The 26,164-nt window shown below is 72.1% G+C and carries 13 protein-coding genes, 1 tRNA gene and 4 pseudogenes; 5 read left to right on the forward strand and 13 right to left on the reverse strand.

From position 1 onward, the window contains the following. Window positions 1-69: 69 nt before the first annotated feature. Window positions 70-1,110, forward strand: a complete 1,041-nt coding sequence (locus AB0I04_RS49130) for an MBL fold metallo-hydrolase (protein WP_360901734.1) — start codon at window positions 70-72, stop codon at window positions 1,108-1,110. A 38-nt stretch (window positions 1,111-1,148) separates the two neighbouring features. On the opposite strand, the gene AB0I04_RS49135 is transcribed toward AB0I04_RS49130, so the two are convergent. From AB0I04_RS49135 to AB0I04_RS49175, 9 genes and pseudogenes are all read right to left on the reverse strand, one after another. Further along, window positions 1,149-1,937 (reverse strand): SDR family NAD(P)-dependent oxidoreductase, encoded by a 789-nt coding sequence (locus AB0I04_RS49135; RefSeq protein WP_360901737.1) that lies wholly within the window; start codon window positions 1,935-1,937, stop codon window positions 1,149-1,151. After that, window positions 1,934-2,968, reverse strand: coding sequence for a phosphotransferase family protein (locus tag AB0I04_RS49140; RefSeq protein ID WP_360901740.1), 1,035 nt, complete (start codon window positions 2,966-2,968; stop codon window positions 1,934-1,936). The genes AB0I04_RS49135 and AB0I04_RS49140 overlap by 4 nt, the downstream gene beginning before the upstream one ends. Next, window positions 2,965-4,167 carry an acyl-CoA dehydrogenase family protein gene (locus tag AB0I04_RS49145; RefSeq protein ID WP_360901743.1) on the reverse strand — a complete coding sequence of 401 codons (1,203 nt, stop codon included), beginning with the start codon at window positions 4,165-4,167 and terminating at the stop codon, window positions 2,965-2,967. Before AB0I04_RS49145 ends, AB0I04_RS49140 begins: the two co-directional genes overlap by 4 nt. A 124-nt stretch (window positions 4,168-4,291) precedes the next feature. Then, window positions 4,292-4,720 (reverse strand): annotated as a pseudogene (locus tag AB0I04_RS49150) (tannase/feruloyl esterase family alpha/beta hydrolase); the annotation flags it as partial. 51 nt (window positions 4,721-4,771) lie between these two features. Beyond that, window positions 4,772-4,957 carry a hypothetical protein gene (locus tag AB0I04_RS49155; protein WP_360901773.1) on the reverse strand — a complete coding sequence of 62 codons (186 nt, stop codon included), beginning with the start codon at window positions 4,955-4,957 and terminating at the stop codon, window positions 4,772-4,774. A 124-nt stretch (window positions 4,958-5,081) separates the two neighbouring features. Continuing rightward, window positions 5,082-5,462, reverse strand: a pseudogene (locus AB0I04_RS49160) (tannase/feruloyl esterase family alpha/beta hydrolase); the annotation flags it as partial. Beyond that, window positions 5,459-5,797 (reverse strand): hypothetical protein, encoded by a 339-nt coding sequence (locus tag AB0I04_RS49165; RefSeq protein ID WP_360901746.1) that lies wholly within the window; start codon window positions 5,795-5,797, stop codon window positions 5,459-5,461. The gene AB0I04_RS49165 and the pseudogene AB0I04_RS49160, both read right to left, overlap by 4 nt. Further along, a complete protein-coding gene (locus AB0I04_RS49170; protein ID WP_360901749.1) occupies window positions 5,794-6,669 on the reverse strand; it encodes an acyclic terpene utilization AtuA family protein in 876 nt (291 codons plus the stop codon). Before AB0I04_RS49170 ends, AB0I04_RS49165 begins: the two co-directional genes overlap by 4 nt. Window positions 6,670-6,719: 50 nt before the next feature. Further along, window positions 6,720-8,063, reverse strand: a complete 1,344-nt coding sequence (locus tag AB0I04_RS49175; RefSeq protein WP_360901752.1) for an MFS transporter — start codon at window positions 8,061-8,063, stop codon at window positions 6,720-6,722. Between the two features lie 104 nt (window positions 8,064-8,167). Between AB0I04_RS49175 and AB0I04_RS49180 the strand changes: the two are divergent. Further along, window positions 8,168-8,512: pseudogene (locus tag AB0I04_RS49180) on the forward strand (LysR substrate-binding domain-containing protein); the annotation flags it as partial. Window positions 8,513-8,601: 89 nt separating this feature from the next. On the opposite strand, the gene AB0I04_RS49185 reads toward AB0I04_RS49180, so the two are convergent. The 4 genes from AB0I04_RS49185 to AB0I04_RS49200 all read right to left on the reverse strand — a co-directional run bounded on the left by AB0I04_RS49185 (window position 8,602) and on the right by AB0I04_RS49200 (window position 11,711). Then, window positions 8,602-10,023, reverse strand: coding sequence for a carboxyl transferase domain-containing protein (locus AB0I04_RS49185; RefSeq protein WP_360901755.1), 1,422 nt, complete (start codon window positions 10,021-10,023; stop codon window positions 8,602-8,604). Window positions 10,024-10,364: 341 nt separating this feature from the next. Beyond that, window positions 10,365-11,138 carry an AfsR/SARP family transcriptional regulator gene (locus tag AB0I04_RS49190; protein WP_360901758.1) on the reverse strand — a complete coding sequence of 258 codons (774 nt, stop codon included), beginning with the start codon at window positions 11,136-11,138 and terminating at the stop codon, window positions 10,365-10,367. A gap of 208 nt (window positions 11,139-11,346) precedes the next feature. Then, window positions 11,347-11,423 (reverse strand) — tRNA-Leu (locus AB0I04_RS49195). Between the two features lie 75 nt (window positions 11,424-11,498). Further along, window positions 11,499-11,711, reverse strand: a complete 213-nt coding sequence (locus AB0I04_RS49200) for a DUF5988 family protein (RefSeq protein ID WP_360901761.1) — start codon at window positions 11,709-11,711, stop codon at window positions 11,499-11,501. Between the two features lie 393 nt (window positions 11,712-12,104). On the opposite strand from AB0I04_RS49200, the gene AB0I04_RS49205 reads away from it, so the two are divergent. From AB0I04_RS49205 to AB0I04_RS49215, 3 genes and pseudogenes are all read left to right on the forward strand, one after another. Beyond that, window positions 12,105-19,493, forward strand: a complete 7,389-nt coding sequence (locus AB0I04_RS49205; protein WP_360901764.1) for a beta-ketoacyl synthase N-terminal-like domain-containing protein — start codon at window positions 12,105-12,107, stop codon at window positions 19,491-19,493. 40 nt (window positions 19,494-19,533) lie between these two features. Then, window positions 19,534-20,324: pseudogene (locus tag AB0I04_RS49210) on the forward strand (beta-ketoacyl synthase N-terminal-like domain-containing protein); the annotation flags it as partial. A gap of 78 nt (window positions 20,325-20,402) precedes the next feature. After that, window positions 20,403-26,141: a type I polyketide synthase gene (locus AB0I04_RS49215; protein WP_360901770.1), complete on the forward strand. Its 5,739-nt coding sequence runs from the start codon at window positions 20,403-20,405 to the stop codon at window positions 26,139-26,141. Window positions 26,142-26,164 lie beyond the last annotated feature (23 nt).

The raw sequence follows: 26,164 nt of genomic DNA on the forward strand, positions 1-26,164 counted from the left end.
GCGACGTCCGCGAGCGGGGCGACGTCCCGTCGGCGGATCACAGCGATATCTCGGGGGAGAGGAAGGGTGATGACGGCGCGTTTCGACCACGGGGCATGGGCCGCTCAGGGAGTCCAGACGGTACGGCCCGGAGTCCACCGCATTCCGCTCCCCCTGCCCGACGACGGCCTCCGCGCCGTCAACGTCTATGTTCTGGAGAACCCGGCCGACGACGGCGGCATCGTCATGATCGACGGCGGATGGGCGATCCCCGAGGCGCGCAAGGCGCTCGAGCAGGGTCTGGCCGCCATCGGCCGGGACGTCGGCGACATCGGCCACATCCTGGTCACGCACATCCACCGCGACCACTACACGCACGCCGTGGAACTGCGCCGGCTGCTGGGCTCGCGGGTCTACCTGGGCATGGGGGAACGCCCGGGCCTGGAGATGCTCCACCGGCTGTGCAGTGACGTACCGGCGAGCTCCCTGGAGACGCTGCGCCGGGCAGGGGCCGGGGAACTGGCCGACCGGATCGGCGCGATGGATCACGGCGGCTACGATCCCGCCGTCTGGCAGGCCCCCGATCGCTGGCTCGGCGCGGAGGCCGTCCGCTTCGGCGACATCGGGCTCCAGGTCGTGCCGACGCCCGGACATACCCGAGGACACGTCGTCTACCTGGACGAAACGCGGGGGCTGCTGTTCTCCGGGGACCACGTCCTGCCGCACATCACCCCGTCCATCGGCTTCGAACTCGCCGGGTCCGGCGGCCGGCCGCTCGCCGACTACCTCGACTCGCTACGGCTCATGACCCGGTACGCCGACGCCCGCCTGCTGCCCGCGCACGGGCCGGTCGCCGACAGCGCCCACACGCGGGTCGCCGAACTACTCGCCCACCACGACGACCGGCTGGACAGGAGCCTGTCGGCCCTGGGGGAGGAGACGCTCGACGCCCACGCGGTGGCGCGCAGGCTGGGCTGGACGCGTCGGCAGGTGCCATTCGGTGAGCTCAGCGCCTTCAACCAGATGCTCGCGATCAACGAGACGGCGGCGCACCTGGACGTCCTCGTCCTGCAGAGCCGGGCCGGCGTCGCGTCCGTGGCCGGCGTGAACCGGTACACCCGCATCCGGTGAGCCGCGTGGCGGCGGAGAGAGCGCTCCCCGCCGGCGAATCAGCGGGCCGTCCAGCCTCCGTCCACGTACAGTTCGGAGCCGGTGACGAAGCTCGCGTCCTGGGAGGCCAGGAACGCCACCGCCCCGGCGACCTCTTCGGGCCGGCCGAGCCGCCGCATGGGGGTGCCTTCGACCATCGCCGTGTGGCGGGGTGTGCCGCGCCACAGGTTCCGCGAACGCGGAGTCTCGATGAAGCCGGGGTGGATGGAGTTGACGCGCACGCCGCGCTCCGCCCAGTGCAGGGCGGCGTTCTTGGTCATCAGGCGGACCGCGCCCTTCGCGGCGTGGTAGGAGAACTGGCTGCCGAACCCGCCGACCGTGCCGAAGATCGACGCGATGTTGACGATGGAGCCGCCGCCGGCGCGTTCGATCGCGGGCCCTCCGTGCTTCATGCCGAGCCAGACGCCGGTCTGGGTGACGGCGATGACCTTGTCCCAGGTCTCCTGGGTCTCGGTCTCGACGGTTCGCATCTCGGCGATGCCCGCGTTGTTGACGAGCACGGACAGGCCGCCGAACTCGGCGACGACGCGCTCGACCGCGGCGCACCACCGCTGTTCGTCGGTGACGTCCAGCGTGAGAGCGAGTGCCCTCCCTCCGCCGGCCGTCAGTTCCTTCGCCAGCGCTTCGCAGGGACCGGCGTCCACGTCGGTCACCGCAACGGCGGCGCCTTCGGCGGCTAGGCGGCGTACGACCGCCTCCCCGATGCCACCGGTCGCACCGGTGACCAGTGCGATCTGTCCGGACAGTCGGCCGTGCACGGGCCCTCCCTCGCTCGGTGTGTCGGTCACGGCAGGAGCTCCAATCCCGAGCGCAGCAGCGCGGGCACCGCCGACCCGACCCGTTCGAATCCGGTGCCGACGGTCCGGCCCGCGAGGTGGCGGGCGTGAATGCCCTCGGCGATGACGGCCAGCTTGAAGTACGCCAGCGCCCGGTAGAAGTGCAGGTCCCCGACGTCGCGGCCGGACCGCTCGGCATACCGCTCGGCCAGTTCCCGGCCCGACGGGAAGCCGGGGTTGGCGGTCGGGACGTGGCGTACCCCCAGCACCGGCTCGCAGGTCGGCTCCCAGTACATGAGCAGCATCCCGAGGTCGGCGAGGGGATCACCGAGCGTCGCCATCTCCCAGTCCAGGATCGCTGCGATCCGTCCGGGGTCGCCGGGCGCCAGGATGACGTTGTCCAGGCGGTAGTCGCCGTGCACGATCGCCGAGGCGCCGCTCACGGGCAGGGCCCGGGCCAGGCGGCCGTGGAGTTCGCCGATGTCGGGCAGCGGGCGGGTGGCGACCTTGTCCCACTGCCCGCGCCACCGTCGCACCTGACGCTCCAGGTATCCCTCGGGACGGCCGAAGCCGTCCAGCCCGGCGTCGGCGGCGTCGACCGAGTGGAGGTCCACCAGAGCGTCGACGAGCGCCTCGGCGCTGCGCCGCGCGTCGGCGGGATCCAGCGTGGCCGCCTCGGCGCCGTCGCGCAGCACCGTCCCCGCGACGAAGTCGACGACGCAGAACGGCGCCCCGATCACCGTGGGGTCGGAGCACGACAGCACGGCGCGCGCGACCGGCACCTCGGTGCGGCCGAGCGCGGCGACGACGCGGTACTCGCGGTCCATATCGTGCGCGGTGGGGGTGAGCACTCCCAGCGGCGGCCGGCGCAGGACCCAGCGGTGCGTCCCGTCGGTCACCTCATAGGTGAGGTTGGAGCGGCCGCCGTGCAACGGCGTGACCCGGAGTGGACCCGCACACTGGGGGATGTGGCGGTCGAAGTAGCGCTGCAGCGCGGGTCCGTCGACGCCGATGACGGCCGTGTCGCTCCCGGGCCCGGTCACCGTACGGCCCTCCGTTCCCGCGCCGCGCGCACCGCGCGTTTGGCGATCGCCCAGCGATGGGTCTCGGAGGGGCCGTCGTAGATGCGGAACGGGCGTACCTCCCGGTACAGCCGCGAGAGCGGGACATCACCCGAGATGCCGAGCGCTCCGCACACCTGCACGGCCCGGTCGACCACCCGGTTCACCGCCTCGGAGACGTACGTTTTGGCGATCGAGGTGTGCTGGGCGGCCGTGCGCCCCTGGTCCAGCTCCCAGCAGGCCCGCCACAGCACCGCGCGGCCGGTCTCGATATCGATCTCGTTGTCGGCGAGCAACTGTTGCACCATGCCGAGTTCGGCCAGCGGCCGGCCGAACGCCGAGCGGTCGGCCGCGCGGTCCAAGGCGATGTCCTGGGCACGGCGCGCCACCCCGAGCCAGCGCATGCAGTGGGTCATCCGGGCGGGGCCGAGGCGTACCTGCGCGTACGGGAAGCCCTGCTCCACCTCGCCCAGCACCGCGTCGTCGCCGACCTCGCAACCGTCGAAAACGATCTCGCTGTGCCCGCCGAACAGGCCCTGGTCCAGGGTGTCGATGTTCCGGACGATCTTCATTCCCGGGTTGCCGGCGTCGACGAGGAACATCGTCGCGCCGCCGCGGTCTCCGGGGACCCCGCTGGTACGGGCCATGCAGACGATGAACGCGGCGCCGTCCGCGCCGCTGATGAACCACTTGCGGCCGTCGATCCGCCAGCCGCCCGTGGTCCTCGTCGCGGTCGTGGCCAGCGCGCGGGGGTCGGATCCGGCGCCGGGTGCGGGTTCGGTCATCGCGAAGCACGAGCGCACCTCGCCGGCCGCCAGCGGGCGCAAGTACCGTTCCTTCTGCTTCTCGGTCGCCACGATCTCGAGCAGGTGCATGTTGCCCTCGTCGGGCGCCGCGCAGTTGAGCGCGAGCGGGCCCAGGAGCGAGTACCCCGCCGCCTCGAACACCACGGCCTGGCCGCGCAGATCCAGCCCGAGCCCGCCCCACTCCGCACCGACGTGGGGAGCGAACACGCCCGCCGTCCGGGCCGCCTCCTGCAGCCGACGCCGAAGCGGCTCCGGCCCGGCGTGGACGTTTCCATCGGACGCCTGTTCCTCGGGTAGCACGACATCCCGGACGAAAGCGGTGGTGCGCCGCGCGATGCCGTCGGTCCGCTCGTCGATCTCGAAATCGATGGACACCCTCACCCCTGGCCTGGCCATGCGGCATCCGCCGTACGACGACGTCTGGACCGCCACGAAAACACACTCATATCCTCTTGAATTGAATTCAAGTTGGCAAGGGTGGATCCAGTGGAAGTTCCGGTCATGACGTGGACCTGCCATCGGGCGAGCAGTGGAAGCTCGATGCCACGCGGGTGTCACCGTCGCCGTTGTAGGCGGCCGCCTGCGGATACGGGCACAACGGCCGGGTCTGCCCGGAAGACGCCTTGGAAGCGGTGATGCTGTCGGGTGCGGTCCCTCGCTCGACCCACGCACGGACGGTCCCGATGGCGTCGAAACCGTCAAGCCCGGGGCCGTCGGCGACGTGCCCGACGCCGGGTTGCATGAACAGCCGGAAGAAGGAACGGGCGCGCGCCGGGCCGCCCAGCTGCCGCACGACCTTGTCGTAGTACTCGATCGGGAGTGTCTGGGCGTTGTAGGCGTCGGACCAGCCCTGCGTCATGATCAGCTTTCCGCCGCGAGCCGCGAACGCCCGCAGGTCCGGGCTGGTCGCGTCGATGACGGGACTGAGCCTGGCCTCGACCGCGTCGGCGTCGTGGCCGAAATCGAAGCCGGTCCAGTCTCAGTTCGGGTCGCCGAACACGGCGCGGCCGAACAGCGGCTGCGCGTACTGCCGGGCCAGGCTGTGGCCGCCGGAGCTCTGGACGCTGTACCAGCCCGCGCTGGACGCGGAACCGTTCTCCGGGTCGGCCTCGCTGCCGCGGACGAACCCCGGATACAGCTCCCGGCTGGTGCGTGGGTCGCGCACGGGCGCGTAGATGACCTTCGCGGCGGCGACCTGCGGTGCGGTGAGGCAGGACGAGGTGCCGCCGTCTTCGGGGCACAGCAGCGTCGCGGGGTCGAAGTGGCAGTCCGGCGGCCGCGCACGCCGACAGCACCGCGCGGTTCAGCAGCGCCAACCTGTCCGGCGGAAGGTAGGCGCCGGGGTCGCGTTCAGACGGCAGGGCGGTGTGGATGAAGCTCATCATGAGGTGGCTATAGGCCATTCGAGGCGCCATCGCGACGATGCCGTCATAGTCGCGCGGAAAATATTCGGCCTCTTCCATCGCCTGATCGCCGCCGGTCGAGCCACCGACGAAGTAGGAGTGGTACGGCCGGTGACCGCGGTACGCGGCGATCGCCGCCTTGGCGGCTTCCGTCATCAGACGGATCGAACGATGTCCCCAGTCGGCGAGCAGGACGGGATCACTGATCCAGGTGCCGGCGGTGTCGGAGGCGGAGTGGCCGGCACGGCGAATGCCTCGTCGTGTCATGCGGGGCGTCCTTCCGGTGTGTCGGGCAGGTCGACGATGAGCTCGAGCAGGGCGCTGCTGAGGCTCTTGGCGTGGGTGTCGAGGTAGAGCGACGCGGTGACCGTGTCGTCCGGGTCGCGCCGGCAGACGAAGAGCAGCGCGGGCAGGTTGGGCATCTCGTGCCGGAGGACGTGCCCATGGACCCGCCCGGCCAGGTGGTCCCGGACGACATCCGCGGTCACCAGGCGACACAGGTCCGGGTGGTGACGCGGGTCGTACGGGATCAGCGACAGGGCGACCAGCGTCCCCTTGTCCCCGGCGCGCGAATGGGCGACCTCGGCGAGCCTGACCTTCATCGATCGGCCACCGGGTGATGCACGCAGGGTTCCACGAGCGACCGTTCGATCGAGGTGGACACGATGCCGATGACCTCCTCCGTGGTGACGCGGACGCCACCGCCGCCCGCGGGCCCGGTGGTGTAGAGGGCGGTGACCTCGTGGCCGATGGCCTCGGCGGCCTCCCGGGTGGGTGCGATGGCGATCGGATAACCGAGGTTCGCCAGGTCGGGCACGGTCTTGTACGGCGGATCGGCGAAGTAGCCCCCGGTGACCTGGCCCCCGCACTCCAGCAGGTGGCCGATCGCCGTCGCTCCCGCGATCCGGTCCACGTCGTCGAGGGACCAGCCGAACTCGTGCGCCAGCGGTGCCACGAACAGCGAAGGGTCGGCGATCCGGCCGCCGATGACGACCTGCGCGCCGCTCCGCAGGGCCGGCAGCAGCGCGTCCGCGCCGAGGTAGGCGCTGGCCGAGACGAGTTCGCCGTGCTCGATGAGCGGCCGGCCGTCCTCCCACGCGGGTGCGGTGACGTCGATCCGGTCGAGTATGTCGTCGCCGGTGACCGCGGCGACGCTCACCGGCACCGCCAGTTCCGCGGCGATCCGCAGCACCCGGCGCGCGGCGGCGAGCGGGTCGGCCGATCCGATGTTGGTGACCAGCCGGGTCCCGGTCCGCGCCAGCGGCTTCAGCAGCAGCCGCATCCGCCGCTCGACCGAGGGACCGTATCCGGCGGTCGGATCGGCCAGCCGGCGCAGCTGCCCGAGTGCCGTGGTGCGCTCGGCCAGGCACTCCAGCACCAGGTAGTCCAGCTCGCCGCGGTCGACCAGGTCGACCGCGGGCTGGACGCGGTCGCCGGCGAACCCCGCGCCGCAGCCGACGCGGACCGTTCGCACCTGCCGTCGGGACGTGGAAGGGCGCGGCCGGGGCGCCGTACGGGTCGCGGTCACAGTTCGACCGGTCCCAGCGCGGCGCCGGTGGTGATCGTGCCGTGGGTGCCGCCGCCCGTACGGTGGCGCTGCACGATGGTCACCGCGGCCAGCGACACGACTCCGGCGGCGGCGAACACCAGGTAGGCGAGCTTGAGCGGGACCTCGTGGTCCAGCAGCGCGCCGCCGAGGTACGGCCCGGCGATCGCGCCGATTCGGCCGATGCCCAGGCACCAGCCGGTGCCGGTCCCGCGTAGCTCGTCGGGGTAGACGAGGGTGGAGTAGGCGTTCTCGGCGACCGACGAGCCGTACGCGAACATCCCGGCCAGGAACGCCAGCATCCCGATCGTGAGGTCGGAGTGCGCGAATCCAAGGACGATCAGGGACACCGCGACGCAGGCGTACGAGCCGAGCACGATGCGGGAGACCGCGACGCGTCCGGCCAGTGCGCCGTTGATGACGATGCCGACCACGCCGCCGCCGTTGAGCAGGATGAGCATCGTGAGGCCTCCGGCCACCGACAGGCCCGATTTCGCGACCAGCGTCGGCAACCAGGTCAAGATGGCGTACAGCATCAGCAGGCACCCGGAGAAGGCGAACGCCAGCAGCACCGTGCGCAGCACGTAGCGGCGCTCGAACAGCCTGGCCATCGGCACCCGGTCGGCCGACGGCGCGGCGTAGAGCTCCGTGTCGGCGGCCACCCTCTCGGGACCGGCCACCGCGGCCATGATCCGGCGGGCCTGGTCCGTACGGCCGCCGCGCACCAGCCACTCCGGCAGGAACAGGGCCAGGACGGGCACGAGGAGGAGCGGGAACGCGCCGGTGAGGATCACGCCGCGCCAGCCCCACGAGCCGATGGCGGCACGGCTGACGGCCGCCGCGAGCAGCGCGCCCGTCGCGTACCCGATGGAGGTCCACATGACGAATGAGGACCGCCAGCGGCGCGGCGCGTACTCCGCGGACAGGGTGGCGGTGAGGGGCAGCGCGCCGCCGAGACCCAGCCCGGCGCAGAACCGCAGGACGCCGAAGACGACCGGACCGGAGGCCGCCGCGCTGAGCCCGGCACAGACGCCGAAGACGGCCAACGAGACGATCAGGCTGGGCTTGCGGCCGATGCGGTCGGCCACGGTGCCGAGCCCGATGCCGCCGAACAGCATGCCGGCCAGCCCGGCCGACCCGAGCAGCCCGGCGGCGGTGTGGGAGATGTGCCAGGACTTGGTCAGCGCCGGTATCACGGCGCCCAGGATGCCGACGTCGTAGCCGTCGGCCAGGAGAGTGATCCCGCAGAGCAGGGCGACCGAAATGTGCACCCGGCCCAGCCTGCTGTCCTTCATGAATTCGGTGACGTCCGTACGCGGCATGGGCCACTCCCGGGCAGGAGACACGGTGGGGGTCGCGGCGCTGTTGCTGCCGTGTTGCGGATTGTTCACCTCGGAACGAAGATGTCGGCGCCGACTCCAGCGTCAGGATGTTCACCGACGCGGCGTTCGCGACCGCCGGAGTCAGCGCCGTCCAGGTCGTCGAGGCGGCCAACGTCGCCACGGTGGGCGGACTGGTGGCCGCCGGACTCGGCCTATCCGCGCTGCCGGCCCTCGTGCAGGCCCTGATGAGCTTCGCCGGGCTGGTGCACCGGCCGCTCACCGGACCTGTCGTCGAACGACGACTCGACGTCATCCTGCCCGACCGCGGTGCACCCGCCCCGGCCGCCCGCCACTTCCTCGACCTCCTGGCGACGCTGCACGCCGACGCGTATCCGCTACCCGCCGGCGTCCGCTGGGCCTCGGCGAGTGTGCCGCCGAACAGGGAATGACCGCGTGCTACGACACCACCACGACCGCCCACCGCACCACCCGAGGACCGGCACCGCCGACCGTTGCGTTCTCATGGTCGCCTCGCCTCTCATAGCGGGATGTTGCCGTGTCGTCCGCGCGTCGGCGCCATGCCGGCGAGGACGGCCGCGATCTTGTGCCGGGTCTCCGCAGGCCGGATGACCTCGTCGATCACGCCGATTCCGAGGCCGCGCTCCACACCTCCGGCCGTACGGCGGTGCTCGTCGAGGAGCCTGAGCCGGAGTTCCGCACGCTCCTCTGGGCCCGCGGCTGCGAGTTGCCGGCGGTGCAGGATCTCGACGGCCGACTCGGCGCCCATCACCGCCACCTCGGCGTCCGGCCAGGCGAAGACCTTCGTCGCTCCCAGAGAGCGGGAGTTCATCGCGATGTACGCGCCGCCGAACGACTTCCTGGTGATCAGGGTGATGCGGGGGACGACCGCCTCGGCGAACGCGTACAGCAGCTTGGCCCCGCGCCGTACGACACCGTCCCACTCCTGCCGGACGCCGGGAAGATAGCCGGGTACGTCGACGATGACGAGGAGGGGAATCCCGAGCGAATCGCACATGCGGACGAACCGCGCGGATTTCTCCGCGCTGAGGGAGTCGAGGCAGCCGCCCTTGCGGAGCGGGTTGTTGGCGACCACGCCGACCGTGCCGCCGGCGAGCCGGCCGAGACCGATCACGACGTTGGGGGCCCACTTCGGTTGCAGTTCGACGAAGTCGCGGTCGTCGAGCAGCGCGTGCACCAGGCCGCGGACGTCGTAGGCCCGGCGCGGCGACTCGGGCAGTAGTGAGTGCAGATCGGTCTGGTCATCCAGGAGCTCGGGGGTGAATGCGCCCGGCTGCGCCATCAGCTCGACCAGCTTCCGAGCTTGACCCATCGCCTCGGCCTCCGAGCCGGACACCAGGTGGACCACGCCGGAGCGGCGTCCATGTGCTTCGGCGCCGCCCAGGCCCTCCATGTCGATTTCCTCGCCGGTGACGCTGCGGACGACGCTGGGCCCGGTGACGAAGACCCGCCCGGCCGGGGCCATGACCACCAGGTCGGTGAGTGCGGGCCCGTACGCCGCGCCGCCGGCTGCGGGGCCGAGCACCACCGAGATCTGCGGGATACGGCCGGACGCCCGGACGGTGGCCGCGAAGATACGGCCCACCCCGTCCATGGCCTCGACGCCGTCGGCGAGCTTGGCGCCGCCGGAATGCCAGAGGCCGATCACCGGAATCCCCTCGGTCGCGGCCAGGTCCGTCGCGTTCGCGATGCGCAGGCACTCGCCCATGCCGACGGCGCCGCCCATCCGGGTCGCATCGGTGCAGAAGGCGATGACCTCGGCGCCGGCGACGCGACCGCGGACGGCGAGCACCGCGATGTCGTCATCGGAGTGGAGCCGCCGGAGCGAGCCGGTGTCGACCAGCTGTGACAACCGCCAGTACGCATCGCGTGTGTCGCCTGGGGGGTCCCCGACGAACGGGGCCGTGGAGAGTCTTGTCATGCGCCGAGTCTGGTCTCGACCGCTAAGAGCGGCCTAACCCCGAGAACCTGAACCATGCGTTCGCCGGGCGGTCGAGGAACTTCCGCGGACATTCACCGCCTTGTCGCAACGGAAGTTCCGGCATCGAGCCCCTATCCGGCCCTTACTGACCCCTGAACGTGGATCTCGAACGGGTCGGGCGATGCCACATCAGGCCATGGCGGGCGGTCGGCGGAGACTCCTCGCAGGATGCCGGGCCGGACGGGTCGGATGGACGGAACCGTGCCGCCGGGCCTGAGGTCCGGCGGCACGGTCGGGGACGTGATCCTACGAGGCCTTGTTCCAGAGGCCGGAGCCATCCGTCACACAGTGGCCTCGTGTTCAAGCGCATAGTCGGCGACAAGGATGGCCCGGTGCAACTCCTGGAGCGCACGACAGGGTTCCAAGCCGAGCTCGTCGTTGAGGGTCCGTCGCACCGACCGGTAGACCTCCAGAGCGTCGGCCTGCCGGTCGGACCGATACAGCGCCAGCATGAGCTGGCGGTAGAACGCCTCGCGGAGAGGATGCTCGGCGACGAGAGAGTAGAGCCGTCCGACGACCTCGCGGTGCTGGCCGAGCTCCAACTGTGCGTCGATGAGCATCTCGGTGCACTCGAGGTGCATCTCGGCGAGCCAGGTCATGAAACCTTCGAGGATCGGCCCGGTGGACAGGTCGCAGGGAATCGGGCCGCGCCAGAGGGCCAATGCCTCCTCGAAGAAACGGCTCGCCTGGTCGTGGCGCTGCTCCCGGGAGTGCTCCCGTCCCCAGTCGACGAGTCGGACGAACTCCCGGTAGTCAAGCTCATCGTCTCCCGCCCGCAGCAGATACCCGGGTGGCCGGGTGACGACGGGGCTGGTCGGCCGGCCACAGCGGTTGAGGAACTTGCGGAGCTGGGAGACGTAAACGTGAAGACCCGCCGTGGCGCGTCGTGGCACCCGCTCGGACCAGATCTCTCCCATCAGCTGCTCGGTCCCGACGACCTGATCGGCGCGGATGAGGAGCACTTCCAGCAGCGTTTCTATTTTCTGCGCGCCGATGGACGCGACATCACCCTCATCAGTGACGACGCGAAGCGGACCCAATAGCTCATATCTCACCGAGTGGCCCCCTCCGCGAAACGGTCACCCTCGTGTGGGGCTTGATTCATCGGTTCCCCTTCGGTCACAGTCGGATGTTGCCGTGGCGGACGCCTTTGCCGGCACCGCCGGCAAAGCCCAGTCGGGCCTCCAGAGAGCGGGCCGTCGCCGGTCCACGTCCACGTCCGCTGCCGGGCCCGCGGTCGCGCCGTGGTTCCTTGAAAAGGAGTACCCCGGGTGGGACTCGAACCCACACCTAACGGATTTTAAGTCCGTTGCCTGTCTGCCGAATTGGGCTACCGGGGCAAGGGTTGAACGATGGTCGGATTGAGGCGCCTGGCCGGCCGCGCCTGACCAACTGTCAAACGTTGAGAGTCATGGTCACTCGGCGATTTTCGTCCGTTGCGTCCATCGATAGATCTCTAGAATGTCGTCGCCGTCTTCGTGCAGCCCGCCGGTGCGTTCGAAGTGTTCGTATCCGCCCAGGCGTTCAATTTTGAGTTTCCCGTCCAGGAGCTGCGACTTCTCGATGCGAACCCTGCTCGGTATGGACGGCGGTCCACCTTGTAAAGAGACGCTGATGACCTCTTCCACGCCGGACACTCCTCCCTGTCGCCGATCCGAGAAAAATGATCAGCGGATCGCTCGTTCGAAGTCGTACGCCGAAATCTATGCATGGCGTCCCGGGGCGTCAGCCCCTAAGGAACTCGGTCTCACCGATTAGGGGTCCCTCGCCGCGCCGTCGTTCCGTCACCACGCCTGCGGCCTGGCGCACACCGGTGCCCCCGCTTGCTCGTGGCAGGGCTCCGGCGGCACCGCCGTCGGCTGTGCGCGGTACCGAGCGATCGGTGCCGGCGGTTTTCAGGCCGACTTTAGGGCCGTTGCCGAGACTGGGCCCGGCGCTTGAGAACAAGCACCGTCCGTGAAACGGGAGTGCTCCGATGGCGAACCAGGCCCAGACGTACCGCCCTCACCGCGCGTGGTGCGATGGCTAGGACATCTTTCACCGACTCGGCCGTTACGAATTCCGCTCGGCCGGACATTCCCATCGCCGTCATCGGACTGGCCTGCCGACTGCCGCACGCGCCCGATCCGACGGCATTCTGGCGGCTGCTGTGCCGCGGCGAGAGCGCCATCACCGCGATGCCCGCCGACCGGCGGCGACACGGCCTTTCGGCGGACGGAGCGGACCAGTCCGTGCCGGAGCCGGACTACTTCGGCGGTTTCCTCGACGAGGTCGACTCCTTCGACGCGGGTTTCTTCGGTATCTCACCGCGCGAGGCGGTGACGACAGACCCTCAGCAACGCCTGGTCCTCGAACTCAGCTGGGAGGCGATGGAGGACGCCGGCGTCCGCCCGCAGAGCCTGGCGGGCAGCCGTACGGGCGTCTTCGTGGGCGCCATCTGGGACGATTACGCGGATCTTCTCCGTCGGCACGGCGGATGGAAGAACGACCGGTACGCCATGACCGGGTCACACCGCAGCATCATCGCCAACCGGGTCTCCTACAGCCACGGCCTGTCCGGCCCGAGCGTGACCATCGACACCGCGCAATCCTCCTCGTTGGTCGCCGTGCACCTGGCATGCGAGAGCCTGCGGCAGGGGGAGTGTGCCCTGGCACTGGCCGGCGGGGTCAACCTGATCCTCTCCGAGGACGGCATGGAGGTCGCGGCCGCACGGTTCGGCGGGCTCTCTCCGACCGGCCGGTGCCACACCTTCGACGCCCGCGCGGACGGCTTCGTCCGGGCGGAAGGCGGTGGGCTCGTTCTCCTCAAACCGCTCGACGCCGCACTGAACGACGGGGATCGCGTGTACTGCGTGATCCGAGGCAGCGCCGTGAACAACGACGGCGCCACGACCGGGTTGACGGCGCCCAGCCGGGCGGCGCAGGAGGACGTGCTGCGACAGGCGTACGCCCGGGCCGGCGTGTCACCCGCCGATGTGCAGTACGTCGAACTGCACGGCACCGGGACACCGGTGGGCGATCCCATCGAGGCGGCGGCCCTCGGCGCCGCGCTCGGCACCGACCGCCCCTCCGAGGCGCCCCTGCTGGTCGGCTCCGCAAAGACGAACGTCGGCCATTTGGAAGGCGCGGCCGGGATCGTGGGTCTGCTCAAGACGGCCCTCAGCATCACTCACGGGCGGATTCCGGCGAGCCTCAACTTCGCAACACCGAATCCCCGGATTCCGCTGCGGGAGCTGGGCCTGCGCGTCCAGGACCGGCTGACCGACTGGCCACACCCGGACCGGCCCCTGATCGCTGGAGTCAGCTCGTGGGGCATGGGCGGGACCAACTGCCACGTGGTTCTCGACCAGGCTCCCCGGCCGGAGCACGACGGCAGCACCGCCGCGGCGACGACGCCGCCGGGCGCGTCCGAAGACCCGTCGCCCGGCCCTCCGCCGGTCTCCTTGTGGCCGCTCTCCGCGAAGAGCCCCATGGCCTTGCGCGGCCAGGCCGGGAGGCTGCGCGAACACCTGACGGCCGACCCCGCCGTCGACCCGGCGGATGTCGGGTACGCCCTGGCCACCACGCGATCCGCCTTCGCCCATCGCGCGGTCGTCCTCGCCGAGGACATCGAGGGCGGAGCCGTCCGGCTGGACGCGCTGCATCGCGGAACCGACACGGCTGATGTGATCCAGGGCGGTGTGGCCGACGGCGGCATCGCGTTCCTGTTCAGTGGCCAGGGTAGCCAGCGCATCGGCATGGGCCGGGAGCTCTATGCGGCCCATCCCGTGTTCGCCGAGGCTCTGGACGACGCCTGCGCCTGCCTCGACGAGCACCTCGAGATGCCGCTGCGCGAAGTGATGTTCGCCTCGGACGCCACGGTTCCGGACCCGATGTTGGACCAGACCGTCTACACCCAGCCCGCGTTGCTCGCCATCGAGGTCGCGCTCTACCGGCTGGTCGAGTCCTGGGGTCTCAAGGCCGACTACCTGATGGGCCACTCGGTCGGGGAGTTGGCCGCGGCACACGTGGCCGGAGTGCTGTCGCTACCGGACGCATGCGCCCTGGTGGCGGCCCGCGCCCGGCTCATGCAGGCGGTGACGAGGCCGGGTGGAATGGCCGCCTGGCAGGCCACGCCCGAAGAGGCGGGCGAGCTGCTCGCCGGGCGGGAAGATCGGATCGGTATCGCGGCGGTCAACGGCCCCGCGTCGCTGGTCGTCTCCGGCGATCGGGACACCGTGCGCGAGGCGACGGCCGAGTGGAAGGCACGCGGACGCAAGGCACGTCCGCTGCGGGTCAGCCATGCCTTCCATTCACCGCACATGGAGGTCGTGAGCGGGGAACTGCGGGCAGTCGCGGCCGGCCTGTCCTTCTCCTCGCCGGACATCCCCATCGTGTCCAATGTCACCGGTCGCCTCGCCTCCGAGGCGCGGCTCTGCTCACCCGGCCACTGGGCCGAGCACGTACGCGAGCCGGTGCTCTTCATGGCGGGTGTGGATTCCCTTTGCGACCTTGGGGTCACGACGTTCATCGAGCTCGGCCCCGACGCGTCGCTGGCCGTCATGACACGCGAATGCCTCGTGGGACGGGCGGCCGCCGGCACGACGCGCCCTGTCGCCGTCGCGACGCTGCGCCGTGGGCGGTCGGAGGTGAGCACCTTCGCCTCGGCCATGGCCCAGGCGTTCGTGCGCGGCGCCGACCTCCGCTGGGATCGCGTCTTCGGCGGGCGGCGTACCCGGGTGAGTCTGCCGACGTACGCATTCCAGCGCGAGCGCTACTGGATCGACACGCCGCCGGAACGCGCGCCCGTCACCGAGCCGGCGTCTCTCCCTGCGCCGCAGACGGGCCGGGCGGCGGACGCGTCGTCGGAGTGGCTGACGGCCGACCTCACCGACGCCGAACAGCACCGCGTCATCGTGGAGCTCGTGCGCAGGAACGCCGCCGTGGTCCTGGGGCACGCGACGCCCGCGGCGATCGACCCGGAACGGACCTTCAAGGATCTGGGTTTCGACTCGATGGCGGCGGCGGAGCTGAGCGAGCGGCTCGGCGCGGAGACGGGGCTGTCCCTGACGGCGACCCTCACCTTCGATCACCCCACACCGGCGGCCGTCGCGGAGCACCTGCGCGCGCAGGCCGTCGATGCCCCCGACGCGCCGGACAGCCCTTCTGGAACGTCCGGGCACGTGAGCGGTGAACCGATCGCGGTGGTGGCCATGAGCTGCCGGTATCCCGGCGGGGCTTCCTCGCCGGAGGACCTATGGCGGCTCGTGGCCGACGGCGTCGACACGGTCGGGGAGTTTCCCACCGATCGCGGCTGGGATTTCGGGCGACTGTTCGGCCCGGATCCCACCCGGCCGGGGACGAGCCACACGCGCAAGGGCGGCTTCGTGTACGACGCGGCGGAGTTCGACGCGGGGTTCTTCGGAATCAGCCCGCGAGAGGCCATCGCCATCGACCCCCAGCAGCGGCTGCTGCTGGAGATCGCCTGGGAGGCGTTCGAACGGGCGGGCATCACCTCGGCGGCGCTCAAGGGCAGCCCCACCGGTGTGTTCGTCGGCATGACCCCCCAGGACTACGGGCCACGGTTGCACGAAGCGACCCAGAGGCTCGACGGGTACCTGCTCACGGGGGGCACGCCGAGTGTCGCCTCCGGGCGGGTGGCCTACACGTTCGGCCTGGAGGGCCCGGCGGTCACGGTCGATACAGCGTGTTCGTCGTCGCTGGTGGCGATGCATCTGGCCGGTCAGGCCCTGCGTCAGGGCGAGTGCACACTCGCCCTCGCGGGCGGCGTGACCGTGCTGGCCACGCCGGGCATGTTCACCGAGTTCTCCCGGCAGGGGGGCCTTGCCCCCGACGGGCGATGCAAGGCGTTCGCGGCCGCCGCCGACGGCACGGGCTGGAGCGAGGGAGCCGGTCTCGTGCTGCTGGAACGCCTCTCGGACGCGCGGCGCAACGGCCATCCCGTCCTGGCGGTGATCCGCGGTTCGGCGATCAACCAGGACGGTGCCAGCAACGGGCTGTCCGCGCCGAGCGGCCCCGCACAACGACGGGTGATCGCGCAGGCCCTCGCCAACGCCCGTCTCTCCCCGGCCGACATCGACGCGGTCGAGGCGCACGGTACCGGTACCAGGCTCGGCGACCCCATCGAGGCGCAGGCCCTGTCGTGGGCGTACGGCCGGGACCGGCCCGAAGACCGGCCGTTGTGGCTCGGCTCGGTGAAGTCGAACCTCGGGCATACCCAGGCGGCCGCCGGCGTCGCCGGTGTCATCAAGATGGTGATGGCGCTGCGCGAGGGGCAGCTACCCGCCTCCTTGTTCATCGACGCGCCCACACCGCACGTCGACTGGACGTCCGGCGCGGTGCGCCTGCTGACCGAGCGGATCGATTGGCCACGACGCGGCGGGCTTCGCCGGGCTGCCGTCTCGTCCTTTGGGATCAGCGGTACCAACGCGCACATCATCCTCGAGCAGGACACGGACACCGTGCGGAAGCCGCCGCGTACGCATGTCGGCGCGGCAGAACCCCCGGAACGGCCGCTGGTGCCGTGGGCGGTGTCGGCCCGGAACGACGCCGCGTTGCGCGGACAGGCGGCGGCGCTGGCCGCATGGGTCGACTCCGATCCGGAACTGACGCCCGCCGACGTGGGCTGGTCCTTGCTGACGACGCGGTCGCTGTTCGAGCACAGGGCCGTGGTGATCGGGCGGCACCGGGACGAACTGCTCGCCGGGTTGCGCGCGATCGCCGACGGCGAGGTGTCGTCGGCGCCGCCGGTGTCCGGTGCCGCGGGACCGGTGCTGGTGTTCCCCGGACAGGGATCGCAGTGGGCCGGAATGGGCGCCGGCCTCCTCGCCTCTTCACCGGTCTTCGCCGCGCGGATCGCCGAGTGCGAGCGTGCCCTCGCGTCGTACGTGGACTGGTCGCTCACCGGTGTGCTCCGAGGCGCCGAGAACGCCCCGGGCCTTGACCGGGTCGACGTGGTCCAGCCCGTGCTGTGGGCGATGATGGTCTCGCTGGCGGCGGTCTGGGCCGAACAGGGCGTGGTCCCGTCGGCGGTGGTCGGCCATAGCCAAGGGGAGATCGCCGCCGCCTGCGTGGCAGGTGCCCTGACGCTCGAGGACGCCGCGCGCGTGGTGGCCCTCAGAAGCCTGGCGTTGCGGCGGCTGGCCGGACGCGGTGCGATGGCCGGTCTCCGGATCGGCGCCGAGCAGGCCGAGGACCTGCTGGCCGAGCACGGCCCGGCCGCGGTCGTGGCCGCCGCGAACGGACCCGCCTCCACGGTGATCTCCGGTCCGCCCGACCAGGTGGCCGCGGTCGTGGCGGCCTGCGAGCGGGCGGGACACCAGGCCCGGACCATCGATGTCGACTACGCCTCGCACAGCCCCCAGATGGAGGAGATCCGTGATGAGGTGGCCGACGTCCTGACGGGAATCCGGCCCGTATCGGCCGAGGCGGCGTTCTACTCCACGGTGACCGGCGGCCGGATCGACGTCGCTGACCTCGACACGGACTACTGGGTGACGAACATGCGGGAGCCCGTACGGTTCGCCGACGCGGTCCAAGCGTCGCTGGCCGACGGGTACCGGGTGTTCATCGAGGCCAGCCCCCATCCCGTGCTCACCATGGGCATGGAGGAGATCTTCGAACGGTCCGGGATCGACGCCGTCACGGTGCCCACGCTGCGCCGCGACGACGGCGGCCTGGAGCGGATCGCCCGTGCGGCCGCGCAGGCGTTCGAGGCCGGGATCGACGTCGACTGGACCGGCCGGTTCCGTGTCGAACCGGCCCCCCGGGTGGTACCCCTGCCGACGTACGCGTTCCAGCGTCGCCGCTACTGGATCGACGGCCACGACGGAGGAGGCGACGACCCGGCAGGCCTCGGCCTGACGCCGGCCGAGCACCCGCTGCTCGGCGCGGCCGTGGAGCTGGCGGGCGGAGGCGGCGACGTGTTCACCGGCCGGCTGTCGCCCGCCGCCCGGCCCTGGCTGTCCGATCACCGGGTCCTGGACCGGATCCTCCTCCCGGGCACCGCCTTCGCCGAACTGGCCGCGCATGCGGGCGCTCGCACCGGCTGCGACGACGTCACGGAGCTGACCGTGCACACCCCACTGGTCATTCCCGACGACGACGCCGTCGACCTGCAGATCACCGTCGCAGCCCCTGACGAGAAGGGGCGGCGCTCCTTCACCGTCCACTCCCGCCTCGCGGGCGACGCCGGAGCCGCCTCCTGGACCCCGCATGCCGACGGCGTCCTCGCCGCGGAACCACGGCCCCAGCCGGCCCCGGCGGCCGGTGGCTGGCCGCCGCCCGGCGCGGTCCCCATCGACGTCGACGACCTGCACCGAGATCTCGCGGACCACGGTTACGCGTACGGGGCGGCGTTCGACGGTCTGCGCGCGGCCTGGCGACACGGACCGGACCTCTTGGTCGAGGCGGAACTCCCCGAGGCGGCCGGAGGCCACGACGGATTCGGGATCCACCCCGCCCTCCTCGACGCCGCGCTACGGCCCGCGCTACGGCCAGCGCTCCTGGGGACCCGGCCGGCCGATGCCGGCGACTCCCGGCCGGCCGAGGGCACGATCTGGCTGCCGTTCGTCTGGAACGACGTCTCCCTGTGGGCGATGGAGGCCACGGTCGTACGGGCCCGGCTGGCCCCCCGTGAGCCGGGTGCGCCGGGCGAGCGGGAACTCCGGGTGCTGATCACGGACGCGGCCGGCGCGCCGGTGCTGAGCGCCGACTCGGTGGTGCTGCGCTCCGCCACGGCTGAGCGCCTGGTGGCCGCCGCGGGCAAGCGCGGCGAGGAGTCACGTGCCGTCCCCGATCCGGCACGTGGTGACCCCGCCCACGTGCGCACGGCCGCGTCGCGGCGGGCCGCCGTCGGCGGCCCGCCCGCCGACTGGGCCGCACGGCTGGTGGAACTGCCGGCCGGTGAGCGGACTCGCGTCCTGCTCGACCTGGTCCGTGACCACGCCGCCACGGTACTCGGACACACCGACCCGACCGCGGTGCCCGCCGAGGCCGGGTTCAAGGACCTCGGGTTCGAGTCTCTGACCGCCGTTGAACTGCGCGATCGGCTCGCCGCCGCCACCGGTCTGCGGCTGCCCACCGCGCTTGTCTTCCGGCACCCCACACCCATGGGCGTCGCCGCGCATCTGCTGCAGCGGCTGGTGCCGGATGCCGCCGGTCCCGGTTCCGCCGGGGCCGAGCCCACCGATTCGGTTCTCGACGAACTGACGAGATTGGAGAGCACCTTGGCCGGCGCCGTCGTGGCGGACGCCGTCATCGGCACGGTGACGGCCCGGCTGGAGAGCCTGCTGGCCACCTGGAAGGCGAAGCGGGCACCGGAGTCGAGCACCAGCGCCGCGGAACGGCTGGAGTCGGCGTCCGCCGATCAGGTTCTCGACTTCATTCAGAACGAACTCGGTGTGTCCTGAATGCGCCCGGCGATCTCCCCTGAAGGCCTGGTGAGCTGAGATGGCGACGGAAGAGCAACTGGTGGAGTACCTCAAACGCGTCTCCGCCGACCTGCACGACACGCGTCGGCGATTGCGCGAGATGGAGGAACGCTCCCACGAACCGATCGCCGTGGTCGGCATGGCCTGCCGCTTCCCGGGCGGCGTCGATTCACCCGAGGCGTACTGGGACCTGATCGCGTCGGGCGTCGACGCGATCGGGGAGTTCCCCGCCGACCGCGGCTGGGACCTGGCGAATCTCTACCATCCGGACCCGGGGCATCACGGCACCAGCTATGTCCGTCAGGGCGGGTTCATCCACGATGCCGACCGGTTCGACGCGGCGTTCTTCGGGATCAATCCCCGCGAGGCCCTGGCGATGGATCCGCAGCAGCGCCTGACGCTGGAGATCGCCTGGGAGGCACTGGAACGGGCCGGCATCGATCCCGTCTCCTTGAAGGGCAGGGGACCGGCATGTACGCCGGCGTGTCCAGCCGCGACTATCTGACCCAGAGCCCCCAGATCCCCGAAGGGCTCGAGGGCTACGCCACGACCGGGGGTCTCACCAGCGTGATCTCCGGTCGGGTCGCCTACACCTTCGGTCTCGAGGGTCCGGCCGTGACGGTGGACACCGCGTGCTCGGCGTCGCTCGTCGCGATGCATCTGGCCTGCCAGGCACTGCGGCAGGACGACTGCGCGCTCGCCCTCGCCGGCGGCGTCACCGCCCTGGCCACCCCACTGATGTTCACCGAGTTCTCCCGGCAGCGCGCGCTCGCTCCCGACGGCCGGTGCAAGTCCTTCGACGCTGCCGCGGACGGCACCGGCTTCTCCGAGGGCGTGGGCCTGGTCGTGCTGGAGCGGCTGTCGGACGCTCAGCGGAACGGGCATCGCGTGCTGGCGGTCATCCGGGGCTCGGCGATCAATCAGGACGGCGCCAGCAACGGGTTGACCGCCCCCAGCGACGTCGCGCAGGAGCGGGTGATCGCTCAGACGCTGACCGCCGCCCGCCTTTCGCCGGCCGACGTCGATGTGGTGGAGGCGCACGGCACCGGGACCGCGCTCGGCGACCCCATCGAGGCCGAGGCGCTCATCGCAGCGTACGGGCGGAACCGGCCGGGGGACCGGCCGCTGTGGCTCGGCTCGGTCAAGACGAATATCGGGCACACGCACGCCGCCGCGGGTGTCGCGGGGGTGATCAAAATGGTGATGGCCCTGCGGCACGAGACGCTGCCGCCCCTGCTGCATCTCAAGACGCCGACCCCCCATGTCGATTGGGAATCCAGCGGGGTGCGACTGCTCGACCGGCCGGTCGCCTGGCCTCGAGGAGAACGCGTGCGCCGCGCGGGCGTGTCTGCGTTCGGGATCTCCGGCACGAACGCCCACCTGATCCTGGAGCAGGCGCCCGACTTCGACCCGGGCCAGGGCGCCGACTCGTCGCCGGGTGCCATGCCCCGGTCCACCGCTGACGGTGAGCCGTCACCGGCAGGGATCGGCCCGAGGCCGGACGCGGTAATTCCATGGGTGCTGTCGGCCCGCAGCCCGAAGGCGTTGCGCCACCAGGCAGCGGCCCTGGCCGCGCGGGTGGCCGCCGATCCGGAGGTGTCGCCCGCCGGCGTCGGATGGTCGCTGGCCTCGACGCGGTCGGTGTTCGAGCATCGCGCGGTGGTGCTCGGGCAGGACCGTGACGGGCTGCTCGCGGGGCTGCACGCACTTGCCGCCGGGCAGGCGCACCCGGATGTGATCTCTCCGGGGACCACTGCGACCAACGGCACCGGGCCCGTTCTCGTGTTCCCCGGGCAGGGCTCCCAGTGGGCGGGAATGGGCGCGGACCTCCTGACGTCGTCCCCGGTCTTCGCCGAGCGACTGGCGCGGTGCGAGCGTGCGCTGACACCGCATGTGGACTGGTCGGTGACCGACGTGCTGCGCGGGGACGGCGCGGAACTGAGCCGGGTCGACGTCGTCCAGCCGGCGTTGTGGGCGGTGATGGTCTCGCTCGCCGCTGTGTGGGCGGAGCACGGCATCGCGCCGGCCGCCGTGGTGGGACATTCCCAGGGGGAGATCGCGGCGGCCTGTGTGGCGGGCGCGCTCTCGCTGGAGGACGGCGCGCGCATCGTCGCGCTGCGCAGCCGGGCCCTGCGGAAGCTCGCCGGGCGCGGCGCCATGGCCGCTCTAAGCGTCCCCCACGAGCACGCTGCGCGGCTGCTCGGCGACCGTCCTGGAACGGTGGTGGCCGCGGTGAACGGTCCGGCGTCCACGGTGGTGTCCGGGCCGCCGGAGGCCGTCGCCGATGTCGTGGCCGCCTTCCGGGCGGAGGGCGCGCGGGCGCGGATCATCGAGGTCGGCTACGCGTCGCACGGTCCGCAGGTGGAGGAGATCCGCGACGAGCTCGTCGACGTGCTGGCGGGGATCCGTCCCTCCGCCGCCGACGTCGCGTACTACTCCGCCGTGACCGGCGGCCGGGTGGACCCCCGCACGCTGGACGGCGACTACTGGGTGACCAACCTGCGGCAGCCGGTGCGCTTCGCCGATGCCATCGAGGCGCTGCTGGCGGCCGGCCACCGGGTGTTCATCGAGGCCAGCAGTCATCCCGTGCTGACCGTGGGGATGCAGGAGACCTTCGACGCGGCCGGCGCGGACGCGGTCGCGATCCCCACGCTGCGCCGGGACCACGGCGACCTGGCCGAGCTGGGCCGGTCGCTCGCGCAGGCGTTCTGCGCCGGCGCGGCCCCGGACTGGGCCACGCTGTTCACGGCCGATCCCGCTCCCCGGATCGTGGACCTGCCGACGTACGCCTTCCAGCGGGAACGCTACTGGCTGACCCCGGACGCGGGAGCCGGTGACGTGCGCACCGCCGGCCTGCAGCCGGTCGAGCACGGGGTCCTCCCGGCCGCCGTGCACCTCCCGGACGGCGGCCTGCTCCTCACCGGCCGGCTGTCGTCCGCGGGCGGAGGCTGGCCGGCCCAGCACGTCGTCGCCGGAACCGTCCTGCTCCCGGGTACGGCTCTGGTGGAGTGGGCGCTGCGGGCGGCGGACGAGGCGGACTGCGGCGGCCTGGAGGAGATGGTCCTGCAGGTCCCGCTCGTCCTGCCCGAGTCGGGCGGTCTCCTCGTCCAGGTCGTCGTCGGCCCAGAGGGCGCCGACGGGCGCCGGGAGATGCGCGTGCACTCGCGGCCGGATGCCGGCGTCCCCCCTGGCCGGGAGGCCGGTTGGGTGTGTCACGCGACCGGCACGCTCGGTCCCGCCGCACCGCGGATGGACGCGGCGACGGACCTCGGCGGCCCGTGGCCCCCGGAGGGCGCGAAGCCGGTCGAGGTCGAGGACTTCTACGGCCGGGCCGCGGCGGCGGGCTATGACTACGGTCCCGCCTTCCAGGGGCTGCGCGCGGCGTGGCGGCATGGAACGGACCTGCTGGCCGAGGTGGTGCTGCCGGAGGCGGCCGGCCAGGACCGGTTCGGCGTCCACCCGGCGCTGCTGGACGCCGCGCTGCACCCGGTGTTCCTGCTGGACGGGTTCGGCGACGGTGGCCGGGTGTGGCTGCCCTTCACGTGGAGCGGCGTGTCCCTGTGGGCGACCGGCGCGACCCGGGTCCGGGTCCGCCTGTCGTTCCAGGACGAGGGGAGCGGGGGACGCGCGCTGAGCGTCACCGTCGCCGACGGGATGGGCGCGCCGGTGCTGACCGTCGGCTCCCTCGGGATGCGCCTGGCCGGAACCGACCGGCTCCGCGAGGCGGGGGCCCGCCACGTCGACGGGCTCTATGTCCTGGACTGGTCCCCGCCGCCCGTACCGGAGACGCCGCCGCCCGCGGACGATGAAGGGTGGGCGGTGCTCGGCCCGCGGTCGCCGGGCCTTGACGGCCTGCCGCACCACCCGGACCTGCCCGGCCTCATCGCGGCGCTGGAGGGCGATGACGGTCCCGTGCCCTCGACGGTCCTGGCGGTGGCACCGCTCGCCGGGGACGCCCTCGAAGCGACCGAACGGGTGCTGGCGCTGCTGCAGGGATGGCTGGAGGAGCCGCGGCTCACCGACTCTCGGCTGGTGGTCGTGACGCGTGGCGCTGTCTCGGCCGACGGCGACGCGGTCGACCTCGCCGGTGCCGCGGTCTGGGGGCTGGTGCGCAGCGCGCAGTCGGAGAACCCCGGCCGGTTCATGCTGTTCGACGCGGGCCCGGAACCCACCGGCGTCCTCGCGGCGGTCGCCCTGGCCGTGCGATCGGACGAGCCGCAGGCGGCCTTCCGCGACGGCCGCCTGCTGGTGCCACGGCTCGTACGGGCGGGCGACGGCGGCGACCTGGTCCCACCGCCTGGCGAACCGGCGTGGCGCCTGGGCCTGCGCGACACCGGAACGGTCGACGGGGTGACCCCGATGCCTTGCCCCGAGGCACTGGAGCCGCCGGCGGAGGGCCAGGTACGGATCGCCGTGCACGCCGCGGGGGTCAACTTCCGCGACGTCCTCATCGTCCTCGGCATGTACCCCGGAGACGCCCGGTTCGGCGGTAGTGAGGGCGCCGGGGTGGTCGTCGACGTCGGGCCCGGAGTGACGGGCCTGTCGGTCGGCGACCGGGTCATGGGGCTGTTCGAGGGGGCCTTCGGGACGTACGCGGTGGCGGACGCGCGGATGCTCGCCCCGGTCCCGGCCGGATGGGACCTGCACGAGGCCGCGGCCGTGCCGGTGGCCTTCCTGACCGCCTGGTACGGCCTGGTCGAGTTGGGCGGCCTGCGCCGAGGCCAGTCGGTGCTCATCCACACCGCGACCGGCGGGGTCGGGACCGCGGCCGTGCGGATCGCGCGCCACCTCGGCGCGGAGGTGTACGCCACGGCCGGGCCGGACAAGCAGGCGGTGCTGGAGGAGATGGGAGTCGACGCGACGCACCGCGGATCCTCCCGGGACCTGGGCTTCGCTGACGTGGTCCGCCGGACGACCGGCGGGCGCGGCGTGGACGTGGTCCTCAACAGCCTGACGGGACCGTTCGTCGACGCGTCGCTGGAGCTGCTGAGCGACGGCGGCCGGTTCGTCGAGATGGGCAAGACCGACCTCCGCGATCCCGCCGCGGTCGCCGGCGACCGGCCGGACGTGCGGTATCAGGCGTTCGATCTGCTGGCCGACGCCGGGCCCGAACGCATCGCCCGAATGTTCGCGACGCTGAACGAGCTGTTCACGGCGGACGCCTTACGGCCGCCGCCGGTGCGGCGATGGCCGCTCGGCCGGGCGCGCGAGGCGCTCCGCCACATGAGCCAGGCCCGCCACACCGGCAAGCTCGTCTTGGACGTCCCCGCGCCGGTGGACCCGGACGGCACCGTGCTGATCACCGGGGGGACCGGCACGATCGGCGGCTTCGTGGCCGAGCACCTGGTGCGCGCCTGGAGTGTCGGGCACCTGCTCCTCGTCAGCCGGCACGGCCCGGACGCGCCCGGCGCGCACGACCTGGTGGAGCGGTTGACAGAGGCGGGTGCGCGGGTGCGCGTCGTCGCCGCCGACGTCGCGGACGCCGGCACCGTCGACGACCTGATCGCCGGGATCGACCCGGCCCATCCGCTGACCGGTGTCGTCCACGCCGCCGGGGTCCTGGACAACGCGCTGGTCGGGGCGCAGAACACCGAGCGGCTGGCGCGGGTCTGGCGGGCGAAGGCCACCGCGGCGCTCAACCTGCACAATGCCACCGCGGGGCATCGGCTGGGCACGTTCGTGCTGTTCTCCAGCTTTGCCGCCGCCCTCGGTACCGCGGCGCAGGCCAACTACGCTGCGGCGAACGCCTTCTGCGACGCGCTGGCCGCACACCGACAGGCGCTCGGCCTGCCGGGGGTGTCCGTGGCCTGGGGGTTGTGGGAGGAGGCCAGCGGCCTGACGGGCGGGCTCAGCGAAGCCGACCGGGCGCGGATCCACCGCCTCGGCATCACGGCGACCACCACGGACACGGGGCTCGCGCTGTTCGATGCCGCCCAGCGGCACGGCCGTCCTCAACTCCTCGCGCTGCACCTCGACACCGACGCGCTCGCGGGCCAGCCCGTCCACCTGCTGCCCGCCCCGCTGCGGACCCTGGCCACGACCAGGAGCGTAAGCGGCCGGCCGGTCGCGGCGGCCGGCGCCGAGCCGGCCGGTGACTGGTCGGGGCGGCTGGGCGTCCTTCCCGAGCCGGAACAGCAGCGGATCCTGCTCACCCTGGTCCGTACGCACGCCGCCACCGTGCTCGGACACGCCGACGCCGGCGTCGTACGTGCCGACGCGTCGTTCAAGGAACTCGGGTTCGACTCACTGACCGCCGTGGAACTGCGCAACCGGCTCGTCGCGGCCACCGGGCTCCGGCTGCCTCCCTCCGTCGTCTTCGACTACCCGGAGGCCGCGGTGCTCGCCGGCCACCTCCGCAGCCTGCTCGTCACCGCCGGACAGACGGGCGGGCACGCCCGCCGCGGCGACCCGATCCTCGACGGACTGGATCGGCTGGAGAGCGCCCTTGCCACCGTCGCGCCCGACGACCTGGACACCGACGCGGTCACGGCCCGGCTGGAGACGGTCCTGACGCGGTGGCGGGCCCTGTGCGCGTCGGCCGACGACGGCGACGCCGTGGAGCGGCTACAGGTGGCGGATGCCGAGCAGGTGCTGGACTTCATCGACAAGGAGCTCGGCCTGTCATGACCTGTCCCGACCGTCACCGCGCA

Origin of the sequence: Actinoallomurus sp. NPDC050550 (genome assembly GCF_040655075.1) — a bacterium.
In the GTDB taxonomy this organism is placed as follows: domain Bacteria; phylum Actinomycetota; class Actinomycetes; order Streptosporangiales; family Streptosporangiaceae; genus Actinoallomurus.